The organism is Neobacillus sp. NPDC093127 (assembly GCF_044754175.1).
Taxonomy (GTDB): domain Bacteria; phylum Bacillota; class Bacilli; order Bacillales; family Cytobacillaceae; genus Neobacillus.
On record NZ_JBIVOP010000023.1, the window covers coordinates 52,673 to 66,466 of the forward strand.

Annotated in this window: 10 protein-coding genes and 2 pseudogenes; 5 read left to right on the forward strand and 7 right to left on the reverse strand. The window is 39.2% G+C overall.

Going from position 1 to position 13,794, the window contains the following annotated elements:
• Window position 1: 1 nt before the first annotated feature.
• Window positions 2–1,573 carry an RNA-guided endonuclease InsQ/TnpB family protein gene (locus ACIQCO_RS23490; RefSeq protein WP_400433481.1) on the reverse strand — a complete coding sequence of 524 codons (1,572 nt, stop codon included), beginning with the start codon at window positions 1,571–1,573 and terminating at the stop codon, window positions 2–4.
• A gap of 327 nt (window positions 1,574–1,900) precedes the next feature.
• Between ACIQCO_RS23490 and ACIQCO_RS23495 the strand changes: the two genes are divergently transcribed.
• Both ACIQCO_RS23495 and ACIQCO_RS23500 read left to right on the forward strand, forming a co-directional pair.
• Window positions 1,901–3,205, forward strand: coding sequence for a ComEC/Rec2 family competence protein (locus ACIQCO_RS23495; protein ID WP_400433484.1), 1,305 nt, complete (start codon window positions 1,901–1,903; stop codon window positions 3,203–3,205).
• A 12-nt stretch (window positions 3,206–3,217) separates the two neighbouring features.
• On the forward strand, window positions 3,218–3,430 hold the full coding sequence (locus ACIQCO_RS23500) for a DUF3006 domain-containing protein (protein WP_400433486.1): 213 nt from the start codon (window positions 3,218–3,220) through the stop codon (window positions 3,428–3,430).
• Window positions 3,431–3,561: 131 nt separating this feature from the next.
• Here the strand turns inward: ACIQCO_RS23500 and ACIQCO_RS23505 are convergent.
• From ACIQCO_RS23505 to ACIQCO_RS23515, 3 genes and pseudogenes are all read right to left on the reverse strand, one after another.
• Window positions 3,562–3,999: pseudogene (locus ACIQCO_RS23505) on the reverse strand (aldehyde dehydrogenase family protein); the annotation flags it as partial.
• A gap of 114 nt (window positions 4,000–4,113) precedes the next feature.
• Window positions 4,114–5,460: a glycosyltransferase family 2 protein gene (locus ACIQCO_RS23510; RefSeq protein ID WP_400433546.1), complete on the reverse strand. Its 1,347-nt coding sequence runs from the start codon at window positions 5,458–5,460 to the stop codon at window positions 4,114–4,116.
• 252 nt (window positions 5,461–5,712) lie between these two features.
• Window positions 5,713–6,708 carry a zinc-dependent alcohol dehydrogenase family protein gene (locus tag ACIQCO_RS23515; protein WP_400433489.1) on the reverse strand — a complete coding sequence of 332 codons (996 nt, stop codon included), beginning with the start codon at window positions 6,706–6,708 and terminating at the stop codon, window positions 5,713–5,715.
• A gap of 308 nt (window positions 6,709–7,016) precedes the next feature.
• On the opposite strand from ACIQCO_RS23515, the gene ACIQCO_RS23520 reads away from it, so the two are divergent.
• Window positions 7,017–7,334, forward strand: a complete 318-nt coding sequence (locus ACIQCO_RS23520) for a hypothetical protein (RefSeq protein ID WP_400433492.1) — start codon at window positions 7,017–7,019, stop codon at window positions 7,332–7,334.
• A gap of 191 nt (window positions 7,335–7,525) precedes the next feature.
• Here ACIQCO_RS23520 and ltrA read toward each other — a convergent pair whose 3' ends face one another.
• From ltrA to ACIQCO_RS23535, 3 genes are all read right to left on the reverse strand, one after another.
• Window positions 7,526–8,854, reverse strand: coding sequence for a group II intron reverse transcriptase/maturase (gene ltrA, locus ACIQCO_RS23525; protein WP_400433495.1), 1,329 nt, complete (start codon window positions 8,852–8,854; stop codon window positions 7,526–7,528).
• A gap of 693 nt (window positions 8,855–9,547) precedes the next feature.
• On the reverse strand, window positions 9,548–10,045 hold the full coding sequence (locus tag ACIQCO_RS23530) for an MFS transporter (RefSeq protein ID WP_400433549.1): 498 nt from the start codon (window positions 10,043–10,045) through the stop codon (window positions 9,548–9,550).
• A gap of 103 nt (window positions 10,046–10,148) precedes the next feature.
• Window positions 10,149–11,669, reverse strand: a complete 1,521-nt coding sequence (locus ACIQCO_RS23535) for an RNA-guided endonuclease InsQ/TnpB family protein (RefSeq protein WP_400433498.1) — start codon at window positions 11,667–11,669, stop codon at window positions 10,149–10,151.
• 299 nt (window positions 11,670–11,968) lie between these two features.
• On the opposite strand from ACIQCO_RS23535, the pseudogene ACIQCO_RS23540 reads away from it, so the two are divergent.
• A pseudogene (locus tag ACIQCO_RS23540) lies at window positions 11,969–12,664 on the forward strand (MFS transporter); the annotation flags it as partial.
• Between the two features lie 342 nt (window positions 12,665–13,006).
• Window positions 13,007–13,774, forward strand: coding sequence for a hypothetical protein (locus tag ACIQCO_RS23545; protein WP_400433501.1), 768 nt, complete (start codon window positions 13,007–13,009; stop codon window positions 13,772–13,774).
• The last annotated feature ends 20 nt before the right edge of the window (window positions 13,775–13,794 follow it).

The following is a 13,794-nucleotide window of genomic DNA, read 5'->3' on the forward strand; positions in this document are numbered from 1 at the left end:
GCTAAAAAGCCCCATTGTCTTTACGTGGGCTACCACAGGTCCCGCTAATACATCTGGCCGAAGCCTTCAGCTTTGCTTTTTTCTTCCGTTTTGCTTTTTTCTTACTTTTTACGATGATGATCTTCTTAGGAGATTGAAGGAAGTGTTTTCTATCAAGACCTTCAAAAGCACCAAATACATGTTTTCGAACAATATTGAAAGCCCCATTTACGTCGGCGTGTATTTGAATCTTTGACCCTGTGATTTTGTAAAAGGCTCTTTTCACTCTTTGTCCGCTAAAAGCTGTTTGGTATTCCTCACCAAATGTCGGAATCGGGTCCTCTGTTAAAAAACAAGACTTGGATGTGTAGCTTTCTTCGCGGATAATGACCTGAATTCCCTTGCGCTCAGCTTTGTAGCGAATCATGTCAATGAATGTTGTGTAGGGGATTTGGATGAAGGTTTGTTTTGTTGATTTTCTCATGTTAACGTCTAATTTCCACCCCGAATTTTTCCCAATAATGATGGTGTCGATATCTCTCTCTAAGGCAATAGTAACCACTTTAACACTTGCCTTGTGTAAGAAATCCATCACTCGATTGTTTCTTTTTCGGTCCAATGCAACCAAGCGGTTTGTCGTAAATACGCCTTCTTTGGGACTCTTTCCGTTTCGAATGATACTCATGTAATTGGCTCGTAATTTATTATAGTATTGATTGATGGATTTTAACCATGCGCCCTTGATAAGCAGAGGTTTAAGCCCTAAATTATCGACAATAGTTGCCAGGTTATCTACCCCTAGATCAATACCCATTACTTTTTTCGGCTCGAAAATGAATTTATTGATTTGTTCTGTTGTTCTTACAATCGCCTTTCCTTGCTGTTCAGCTTTGAAAACGACTTCCACAACATATTGGCCATAGGAAGGTATGATTCGAACCTGTTGCAGCTTCCCTTCTGAAAGGGCTACCTTTCCTAATTTCAGTTGAAGGCTGGTTCCCGGTAACTTAAGAACATTACCTTCCTTGATTGCTGTGATTTGATTCGTTAAATAACACGTTGTCCTGCCTGTTTTTGATTTATATTTTGGAATCTTTGGTTTACCCGAAAAGCAGCTTGGATTGATTTTATATTTTTTTGATGCTTCAAAAAAACTCTTCCAATCATCAAATACCTTTTTCATTGTTTGTTGATTGGACTGAGACGGCATGGACGTGTAATCAATCTGCTTCATGACTTTAAATAAGGCCTCTACAAAACTATACCCAATGAATGATTGATCTTTGGTTGGCATTTTAAAGAGTTTTAGCTTCAGTTCGATTTCTTTGCCCTTTTTATCTACTTTCTTAGGTTTTACCATTTCCTTTTCATAGTGTTTCTGTCGAATTTCATTCATTTTTGGTAAATGTGTTTCGATATCCATCAGAACTTGTTGTTGATTTTCGTTTTTCTTTTCTGCCTTTAGAGCTGTAAATACCTGTCGAACGTAGTAATTCGTAATGTTATACAAATTTTTCGCTTTGAAGCAGAGAGAATCACAATATTCGAATAGTTCATGATCGGAATGGATTTGTATTTTATAGGCGCTATACATTCTTTTCACCTCCTCTGAACAGAACCTATGTTCTTATTATATCAAATAGATTGATAGAATACAAAGTATTTGCCCATTTCAAAAATAAAAAAACAGCTTATATCCCCATATCTGAAGTTAGGGGTTTTACGCTGCTTTCTGATAATGTTCTCTAATTTCACCTCATTAAAGTAATAAAGATAAATCCCTCCCATATTAATCGAAATTTTCCATTCATTCTTTCGCACTGATGGGCAAAAAAGTACTATAATAAATATAGTAAACTTGTAAATAATAGTTCAACTTACTAGACAATATTGAAAAAAATAATGATTAAGGGGTAATAAAGTGAAAAAAAGGTTATTCAGTATAGTGAGCAGTATCCTTCTCGCTAGCTCTTTAGCTGCCTGTCAGAGTACGCCAGAGCCAGCGAAAACAGCTGCGACTACGGACAGAACGCCAGCGAAAGAGACAAGTGAGGAAGTCAAAAAAGAACCCAATGACCAAGCAGTACAGACAAATTCCACCGCTGCCGGAAAGATGCAGGTATATTATTTAGATGTCGGACAAGGTGACAGTATTTATATTAAGACACCCAATGGCGATGACATATTAATAGACGGCGGGAACAACGATCGAGGCGATGATGTCGTCGCCTATCTGAAGAAATACCATGTTGACGATCTAGAGGTCATGATCGCGACGCACCCTGATGCTGACCATATTGGCGGACTGGATACCGTCCTGCAAAATTTCGACGTCAAATCAGTTTATATGCCTAAGGTTACCCATACCACGAAAACATTTGAAGATTTCGTCTTAGCTGTTAAAAACGAAGGATTAAAACTGAAGGAAGCGAAAGCCGGCGTGTCATTAGAGTTAGCAGGAGTGGATGCGGAGTTTGTTGGGCCTGTTACCAGCTACGGTGAGGATCTGAATTCTTCCAGTGCCGTATTAAAAATGACAAATGGCAATAACACGTTTCTGTTTACTGGAGATGCGACGGTCAAAGCCGAGCAGGATATGATTGCTTCGGGCACCGATCTGCAAGCAGATGTGCTGAAATTAGGCCATCATGGAGCCAATACATCAACGAGTGAAGCCTTCTTAACGAAGGTACAACCGAAATATGCGATTGTTTCGGCAGGTAAAAACAATCAATATGGCCATCCAACCGCTGAAACGCTTCAAAAGATGCAGGCACATAACATCCAAGTATTCAGAACGGATGAACAAGGAACGATTATTGCGACAAGTGATGGATCAACCATCACGTTTAATACAGATCCAGCCAAAATCGAACAAAATACGGTGAAAAACAATGCGACTGCCACTCCTGCTAACCCAGCAGTCACAAAAGCACCGCAGACAACAACAAGTCAAGCGGCCGCCACAACTCTAAAAGCAACAGTAGATAATCCGACTCCTGGCCAATACGAAACAATTCATTTAGATATCGCCGGTATGTCAGGTGCGCCCTTTACAGCTGTGTTTCACTATAAAAGCAAGGACACCATGTATACCGGGACCGTTGGAACTACCTTACCAGTTAGAATCAGCCGAGCGGCGGCCGGATTTGAAGTGCTGATCGATATTACAGTTCAGGCAGATGGGAAACAATATCAAACACAAACATCTTTTATTCCCCAATAAGGAGTGAGTGAAATGAAGCTGATCATTGATCGTTTTGAAGGAGATCTAGTCGTTTGTGAAAAAGAAGATGGCACGTTTATCGATATAAGAACGAACCGTCTTCCTAGTGGCGCAAAAGTGGGCGATATCCTAGTGATGGATGGCGAGCATATTTCTGTTGACGTGCTAGGAACTCAGGAGCGAAGAAATCAAATTAATAGGTTAATGGAGGATATGTGGGAGTAGGGTTCCAAACCCTCCCTTTTTTTATTTATTTGTCTTTAACCTTGCTAGAATCATAAATAAAAATGGCGTACAGCTGATAATACTGCAATACGCCATCTTGTTTCAAAAATCATCATTGCCCTATTTTTCCATCATTTCAAAGCAATACAAATGTTTTTCGCTTCGGTAAAGAATTCCATGCTGTGGTGACCGCCTTCTCGTCCAATACCACTTTTCTTGAATCCGCCAAATGGAGCACGTAAGTCACGAACAAACCAGCAATTCACCCAAATGGTGCCTGCCCGAACAGCATGTGAGACGCGGTGGGCTCGCTGCAGGTTCTGCGTCCACACGACACCATTTAATCCATATTCTGTGTCATTGGCAATTCGAAGTGCCTCTTCTTCTGTATCAAACGGAATGATCGTCACGACAGGTCCAAAAATCTCCTCCTGACACATACGCGACTTAGGGTTTTCACTGAGATAAACTGTTGGTTCTAGATAATATCCATTTTGTAAATATTCAGGGAGTTCTGGCCGTTTTCCGCCGCAGATTAAGATGGCTTTCTCTTCTTTCGCAAGATCAAGAAAGCTTATAAGTTTAATGTCCCTTTATAATGGACATTTTTCAAAAAAAATAAAGGTCAGACCTTCCGTGGCGCTAAATCGTTAGCGTGTCGGGGGTCTAACCCTAGATTTCCACTATCTCCATACCCTCTTCCGCTGCATGAATTCCTGAACATATCCCCAAACGGAAACGGGTGACATCATCATTTGGTAGCACAACACAAAAAAGATAAATCCGATTCGATTTTTTCGAATTCGTAATCCTAATTCATGAAATACCCCTTTTTGATAGCGATAGAGTAAATAATTTGCAAGGAGTGCTAAAGGCAGAACTAGTAAGGTATGAGCCCCGACAATCAAAAAAACCCCAAAGAAACTCAAGATTAGTCCTGGGATCCATACAAATGTATAAACAAAATCCAAGAAGGGCATCACCAAGTTCGAGCCTGTTAAATAACGGGTGAAGATTCTTGGCTGTTCCCACGGTTTTACTCGTTTTAGCGCTTCAATCATTCCCCGCGCCCAGCGGCTGCGCTGGCGGGAAAAGTGGCTAAATTTCGTTGGCACATCCGTAAAGGCGATCGCTGTTGGCTCAAAATAGACCTTATAGTTTTTCTCTAGAAATTCCCAAGTAAGTACAATATCTTCTCCTATTGCATCAGGCCATCCGCCCACTTCTTTGACAACATCTGTCAGATAAAGACTGTACGCGCCTTGTGCTACAAGCGTACCTTGATACAAACCCTGTAGACGCTTAATTGAAGCAATACCTAAAAAGTAATCCCATTCTTGAAGTCTCGCTAACCAGTTTTCACGGCTATTACGGACAAGAACAGCTCCAGCTACCGCACATACCTCTTTTGGTGCAGATTCCATACGAGCCACTAATCTTCTAACTGCCTGGGGATGGAGTAATGTATCGGCATCTAGAGTAATGGTATATTTTGTATCCACCGATGAAAGAGCTTTATTTAATGCATGATGTTTACCAGGTTTCTTCTCAAAAAGGACGTGAATATCAAGTCCCAATTCTTTACCTGCCTGTTTTGAAACTTCTGCTGTATGATCTGATGAATTATTATCGATGACATAAATACGCATCAACCCTTGATAGTCTTGCTTTGCTAAATGTTGTAATGTCACGGCAATTCCCTTTTCTTCATTCCAACAAGAAATTAAGATACTCAAAGGTTCTTTAGGGTTAAGCGTTTTAAAAGCTGGCTGTCGGTCAAACAAAAGACTTACAACCATAAAGGCATTTAAGTATCCTGGTAAATAAGCAATGCCAGTAATGATAACAATGGCTACAGGAACCGTCACCACTTGTCCCAATTCCTTTACCCATGGGACTGAAAGGACAATGGAAAAAACCATCCATATAAGAGCAAATCCGTGACTAAGCCAGAACTTCCCTAAAACTGGGAGGTACAATCCTCTTTGAAATGGTAGTAATGGATGTCTTGATGTCGTTCTAGTTTCTATTTTCAAAGGAAGAAGAACCCCCTTCTCATGATTATTAATGTCCTACCTATTTTATATTATTTGTCGGCATTTTCCGCTGCAATTGCGTAATTACCAAAAATAATACAATGATAGGAGAGGTTTTCCATCACGGTTGACTGTTATGTATTCTTTTTACATTAACAGGGCCAGTGTGTAATAAGCACAAAAAAGAGTAGAGGTGTAAAAATTATCCACACTTCTCTACTCATCAAAGGGTAAGTTCCCCACTAGTTACCATTCATTTATTAAGACGACTTTTCCAATTGCCTTGTTAGATTCCAGTAAAGTATGTGCTTTACTTACTTGATCAAAAGTAAACGTTCTTTCATCGACTAACGGTTGAAGTTTCCCTTCCTCTACAAGGTTCGTTACTTGTCGTAATATTTTCCCGTGATCCTGCCTTTGCTCCTTATTCATTATTTTCAAAAGCATGAACGTAATATGTAAGGATAGTCCCTTAGCATGAAGAGGAGACAAATCGTGTGTTGATCGCGCAGCGATAGCTAATACTGTTCCGTTAGTGGCCGCCGCTTGGAAAGACCGATCGAGGTTCTCGCCACCAACCGTATCAAATACAATATCGAATCCTTTTCCATCCGTATGTTCCTTTACATACTCCTCTACTGACTGTTCCCGATAATTAATAGCCACATCTGCACCTATACGTTTTCCAATGATTAACTTGTCCTCAGATGAAGCCGTTGTAAAGACTTTCGCACCGGCTAGCTTTGCTAATTGAATGGCCACATGACCTACTCCGCCTGTAGCAGCATGAACAAGTACTGTTTGTCCATTTTGGACATTTGCGCGATTATAAAGTGATTCCCATGCAGTAATGGTTACTAAAGGAAGCGCCGCCGCTTGTGTCATCGTTATGTTTTTTGGTTTAGGAGCTAGAAGCTGTACATCCGCAAGCATATATTCGGCAAGAGCACCACCTGTTCCTCTAAAACCACCTGCGCAGCCATAAACTTCATCACCGATCTTAAACTCTGTTACCCCTTCTCCGACCTCTGTAACGACTCCTGCTACATCGCCCTGCAACACCGCCGGAAACTCTGGTGCAACTGCTGGTATCAAACCACTGCGTACCTTTGTATCAACTGGATTTACACTTGTTGCTTTTACTTGAATAACCACATGTCCAGGAATTACTTCAGGTTTAGGAACTTCAGCAATCCCAAAGACTGATGGATCTCCAAATTTATTTATCACCATTGCTTTCATTTGTTAATCACACTCCTCTTCTATTATATTACACTAGACTTATAAAATTTATAAATATTATGAATTTTATAATTACTAAGTTTGTGAACCATCTTTCATAATTAGAGGGATTCTAAAAATTTTTAGAGCCCTCTTTTCCAACAAATGGAAACGCTCAGGTTCAAAAGTTTATTAAGCTTGAGCGATTATTTTTTTGACTTGGGTTTTGCATGCCTTATCAGGAATAATAGGTATAAAGACCAAAGGAAAAAAGTTGGATTTACTTTCCTCTTCCATCTCATACAATACATAGAGGGAGGTAGAGAAGCATGTTCAAAAGAGTGATCATCCTTGGGATGCTCTCCTTAGTATTAATAGCATTAGTTTTACTTAGAAACCATACAATTGCTCCTGTTGACAATCCAAGTACGAAAAGCAATGATTCCTCTGAATACATTACAGTTGAATATAAAATTAGCAAAATTGAAGGCAAACAGTATTATGGAAAAAGTAATGACGGGACAGGGATCATTTTTTCTACTCAAAGCATTGAATCAGATGGTGATATACAAGTCGGTGATGAAGTCATATGCTATTTTGAAAAAGGTAATTTTGGGAAAGGATTAGTAAAAGTCAAAAAGAAGTGAGCTGAATGAAGAATTTAAGTGGATGCATCCATCGTCATAATAACCTTTTAAAATATAAGATCAGTCCCCAAGTGTATACTGCACTTGGGTCGAGTAGAAGGGAGCCTTTCTACCTTTCGGTAGATTGTGCTCCGCCACCCTCTCAGAACCGTGCTTGCGGTATTACCGCACACGGCTCCTCTTATCATCATTTACAAAATATAGCTTATCTCTTCCTTTAACTGGTATATGCTTACCTTTACAGTCGGTCTAGGTAAAGGGCATTTCTTCATGTAAAGAAGGAATTTGTCCCAATTAAAGGATCTCCGCTGACTCCTTCGATTCATCCATTTAAATAGTAGATTTCTCACCTTGTCTAGGAAAATATTCACGGTTGGCGTATTATCAGTAATACAATAATAAGTATAGTAGCCCTTTAATGAGCGACTTAATCTATCCATTATTGCTTCCAAGTCCTTATTTCTGTTTGCTTTCAACCATTCTTTACATTGTTTGAGTTTAGCATTCATTTTCTTCTTACTGGTTTTACGTTTTACACGAAATTTTCCATTTTGACTTTTACTACAGTAGTGAGTAAATCCTAGGAAGTCAAATGTCTGTGGTTTTCCCATCCCTTTACGTTTACATTGTTCTCCAGCAAATCTCCCGAAGGGGATAATTTTCGTTTTGTCCTCTGCTATTTCAAGATTAAATTTCCTTAGTCGCTGAATTAACGCACGATAGAAGTTTTGTGCATCTTCTTCATATTGAAAACAACAGACATAATCATCCGCATATCTTACGATATAGGCTTGTCCTTTACATTGTTTCCTTACAACCTTCTCAAACCACAGGTCAAGTACAAAGTGTAGATAGACATTCGCTAAAATTGGCGAAATGAGCCCACCCTGAGGAGTTCCTGCCTCCGTCTTATAAAGCTTCCCCTCTTCCATATATCCCCCTTTTAAGAATCTAGCTATCAATCTCAAAAGGCTTGGGTCTTTTATTCGATGTTGCAGGAATTTCATCATCCACTCATGATTGACGTTGTCAAAGAAGCCTTTAATATCGACATCTACGATGTAGTTGGTGTATCTTCTTTCCAAGTACAGATTAAGGATTTTCAGTGCATCGTGACAATTACGGTTTGGGCGAAAACCAAAGGAAGAGTCTAGGAAATCTTGTTCATAGATGGCATTCAATGTTTTCGCTATCGCCCGCTGAACGATTTTATCCTCGTGTTCAGGTATTCCCAGTGGCCTTTTCTTATTTGAACCAGCCTTAGGAATATACGTTCTTCTTACTGGTGTTGGTCGATAGCCTTTTGTTTTCAGCCGCTTGACTAGCTTTTGAATGTTTTCATCTAAATGTTCCCCATATTCTTCTTTAGTTGTTCGGTTTACCCCTGTTGCCTTCTTGTTCGGAAGTTCATGATGACATTGTTTAAGTGCCTCCTCATCCAACAGGTGAGCCAGTGAAGTAAATTTCATGTCTGGGTGAGATTTTGCTAATTCTGCTATTCTCATTAGTTTCGTTTCCATTAATTAATCTCCTACCTCTGTGTGTAGTTAATGTGTCCCTAGTAAGAACAATGATAAGTAACAGCCTTTCCTCCATCAGCATTACCCGACTTCATAGGTACTACGCTGTTATCCGACTACCTGCAAGGCATTTGGTTTCCTTACTTTGTATCGCTTGTACGCCATACTCTTCGCTCTCATGCGAAAAGACCTGCAGGTTCTCCCGAGTTGCCGTAACATATCAATGTGTAACGTGCCAAGGTCAACGACTCCGAGAAGGTTTCTATCCTCTTGCCATTTTGCGATGATAGAAATGTTGCTTTCTGCACAGACCAACGCATCAGCCCTTCTGAATTTGGGTTTTCGAAGCTCAATCCCTTCAACCTTACGGCTTTCGGCCCATTACCTAACTGTCTACGCTTAAAGACAGCAGTTACCCGCTGCCCTCCAAGACTCGCTACGAGTGAATGGCTAGTTCTTTCTCGACGGGATTTCCACCCGCTATATGTTACGACCTAGGCTCGGCCGCACGGACTGATCCCAAATTACCTTTAACGTAAGTCTAGCAGCAATGAAGTACACGATTGAAGGCCGGAAGCTTAAGAATTTGGGCAAGTAAACTGCCGCAGCCAAAACATGGAATCTCCTCAGGAATCTTCCGTATTTTTAAAAAGTGTTACTTTTTCTACAGCCTCTGCCTGTCCCCTTATCTCTTTAACTTGAATGTACAAGGGAATGATTTTTCGCTCTTTTCTTAAAATAAAAAATCATATTCATTAAGATTACAAGAACGAGCGAACATACAACAAGGCCCCATAAAGTAACCGCAATAGGGAACCGGTCAATGAATACACCTGCCACTTTAGGAAGAAACGAACCGCCCAGTCCACCTAGCGCAACTAGAATGCTTGTCGTGTTCTCCTCTAATCCTTGCGCTTCCTCATTCACAAGCAATAACCCGATGGAGAATATACCGCCCATTAACAATCCCGCGAAAAAGATTGAGATAAAACTCATGGTTGCTGATGTCGATAAGGTAAATCTGGTAATGCTGCCAAATTGACCAATACAGCAAATAATTAACAGATTTCTATAACCAATTTTATCAATAATAACTGCCATACTAAGACGCCCAATAGTCATCGCACCCCAAAACACCGTAAAACTTTTCGCTAGTGCAGATTCACCTAAATTTGTCGTTTTCCTTAGTATGGTAGGTAAATGAGTATCCCCATAGCTAAAGCTAGGGGTTTCGAAAGAATAGGCTAAAAAGCCCCATTGTCTTTTCGTGGGCTACCACAGTCCCGCTAATACATCAGGCCGAAGCCTTCAGCTTTGCTTTTTTCTTCCGTTTTGCTTTTTTCTTACTTTTCAAGATGATGATCTTCTTAGGAGATTGAAGGAATTGTTTTTTATCAAGTCCTTCAAAGGCACCACCAACATGTTTCCGAACAATATTGAACGCCCCATTGACATCAGCGTGTATTTGAATCTTTGACCCAGTGATTTTGTAAAAAGCTCTTTTCACTCTCTGTCCACTAAATGTTGTTTGGTGTTCTTCACCAATTGTAGGAATCGGGTCCTTTGTTAAAAAACAAGACTTGGATGTGTAGCTTTCTTCGCGGATAATGACCTGAATTCCTTTGCGTTCGGCTTTGTAGCGAATCATGTCAATCAATGTTGTGTAGGGGATTTGGATGAAGGTTTGTTTTGTTGATTTCCTCATGTTAACGTCTAATTTCCACCCCGAATTTTTCCCAATAATGATGGTGTCGATGTCTCTTTCTAGGGCAATAGTAACCACTTTAACACTTGCCTTGTGTAAGAAATCCATCACTCGATTGTTTCTTTTTCGGTCCAATGCAACCAAACGGTTCGTTGTAAATACGCCTTCCTTGGGACTCTTTCCGTTTCGAATGATACTCATGTAATTGGCTCGTAACTTATTATAGTATTGATTGACGGATTTTAACCACGTGCCCTTGATAAGCAGAGGTTTCAGCCCTAAGTTATCGACAATAGTTGCCAGGTTATCTACACCTAAATCAATACCCATTACTTTTTTCGGCTCGAAAATAAATTTATTGATTTGTTCTGCTGTTCTTACAATCACCTTTTCTTGCTGTTCAGCTTTAAAAACGAGTTCCATAACATATCGACCATAAGAAGGTACAATACGGACCTGTTGCAGCTTCCCTTCTGAAAGGGCTACCTTTCCTAATTTCAGTTGAAGGCTAGTTCCCGGTAACTTGAGAACATTTCCTTCCTTGATTTCTGTTATTTGATTCGTTAAATAACACGTTGTTCTTCCTGTTTTTGATTTATATTTAGGAATCTTTGGTTTACCCGAAAAGCAGCTTGGATTGATTTTGTACTTTTTTGACGCTTTGAAAAAACTTTTCCAATCATTAAATACCTTTTTCATTGTTTGTTGATTGGACTGAGACGGCATGGAAGTGTAATCAATCTGCTTCATGACTTTAAACAAGGCCTCAACAAAACTATACCCAATGACTGGTTGATCTTTGGTTGGCATTTTAAAGAGTTTAAGCTTCGGTTCGATTTCTTTGCCCTTTTTATCTACTTTCTTAGGTTTTACCAGTTCCTTTTCATAGTGTTTCTTTCGAATTTCATTCATTATCGGTAAATGTGTTTCGATATCCATCAGAACTTGTAGTTGATTTTCATTTTTCTTTTCTGCCTTTAGAGCTGTATATACCTGTCGAACGTAGTAATTCGTAATATTATACAAATTTTTCGCTTTGAAGCAGAGAGAATCACAATATTCAAATAGTTCATGATCGGAATGGATTTGTATTTTATAGGCGCAATACATTCTTTTCACCTCCTTTTATAAGAACCTATGTTCTTATTATATCAAATAGGTTGATAGAATACAAAGTATTTGCCCATTTCAAAAATAAAAAAACAGCTTATATCCCCATATCTGAAGTTAGGGGTTTTACGCTGCTTTCTGATAAGTTTCATTATCTACATATGTGTTAGCAGGCAATCCTTTTGGTTAAGGAAAAATGCCATCACTTTCTTACATTGAGGAATAGAAAATCCTAAAATTGGACCTAATCCAGGCAATGCCTTATTAAAAATTGAACTACGTTTTCTTTATACATTTAATCAGCCACTTTGATGTTAACTTCTTTCCTAGGAGGATTGGTGTATTTGACATCCTTTTTCGTCTTGCCTACTAAGCTCAGCCAAATACGCAGTTCGTTACGGGATCAGTTTTCTTTATTGACCAATCCACGAATTTTGATGGCTTTTTTCATTCCTGCACTTGGATTTGGTGCAACTTATGCCGTCTTTACTTACCTTGTTCCTATCTTGAAGGGAATGGGAGCACCAAATCAATCCATTAGTTTCATCTTATTTGGTTATGGAATTATCTTGATTTTCAGCAACATCCTCGCGGGTAAAATTGCCAGCCACAATGCAATTGGTCGCCTTAGGTTTGTTTTTCTTGTGCAGGCAGTTGTTCTGACAAGTTTATTTTGGACTACCAATCATACAATATTAGGATTTGCAAACATTGGCTTGATGTCGTTATTGGCCATCCTGTTAACAACATCTATTCAGCTTTATTTAATAGACCTTGCCGGAATTTATCAGCCAAAAGCAACAGGACTCACTGCATCACTTATGGCAGTAGCAAGCAACGTAGGGATCGCTTTTGGTTCTGCATTAGGCGGAATTGTATATCATCAAGGAAATTTAATGAATGTAACATGGGTCGGTGGGGTAGTTGCAGTTTGTGCAAGTCTGCTCACTTTCTTTAGTCATCTCTTAGACAAAAAACAAAAGAAAACAGCATAAGAGGGAAGCAACAAAGTCTTGTCATGTTTCCTATGGTTTCTCTAGAAGAACTGTAACGCACAAAAAAGAGCCCTTAGAGACTACCGAATTCTTCTAACATGGGAGTAATCGGAAGCTTATTTTGCTTATTCCAGAATAGGATTTTCAATTTTAATAAATTGATAGGAAATCCATCCCAAAATGCGAAAATCGCTGTCAAAATTCACTTTTGAACGCAAATATGACGCTTTTGGTATAAAAATCAGCCCCAAAAGTGAATTTTCCAAGTTCGATATGAACGGCAATATCCGATATCGTTTAGTTGCTGGACGGAAACTAAGCGATGAAGGGTGGCGCAGAATAATGAGTATAAAATCAGGCAACATTGAAGGATTTGAACAATATTCGCAATTTGAAACATTGAAAGAATTTAATCGTCATATGGAGTTGTGGTTATTGGAACACAAAACAGATTTTTCAAAAGGAGAACTAGTCGGATTAAAACGGCTGGTTCGTTTTGCTGCGAAAATCCCTGGTGTATGCAATGCCAAAATCGGCACTCTCTTAAAAACGATTCATGATGAATATCACGATAACGGGATTTCGCGTTCCACGTTTAAACGGATGATTAACAAAGCAAAAGCATTAGGGATCTTTATTGTCTATGAAACGGAAAGAAAAAATGGTTCGCAGTCAAGCAATCTCTATGTGTTCAATCGTTTTCCCGTTAGTGAACCACCTAAACAAGAAATATTGAACCACCCAAAAGAAACTATTAATCTTTTAAAAACTAAAAAAGATCAAAAGATAAAAAAACGTAATGAAGAACCGTCTGTATTGGATCACACCTATGTTAGCAACCGTGTTCCACAGCGTTTTGTCCAATTTGTTCAATACTTCTTCTCGGATGCAAAATTAATCGAAGAATATTGGCGGATGGCATACATACAGATTCACAGGTTAATTGATATGGACATAGACGATACTGTGGATATCGCGATTGATTCCTTTAGACAACTTATTAGGAAACTGAAATTTACAAAGGTCGTCAGAAATCCAATTGCCTATTACTATGGAATCATTAACAAAAAATTATTTCATTTTTTTCGGGATGGTTATTGGAATTCATGAGGCAAAGGATACATACAAAC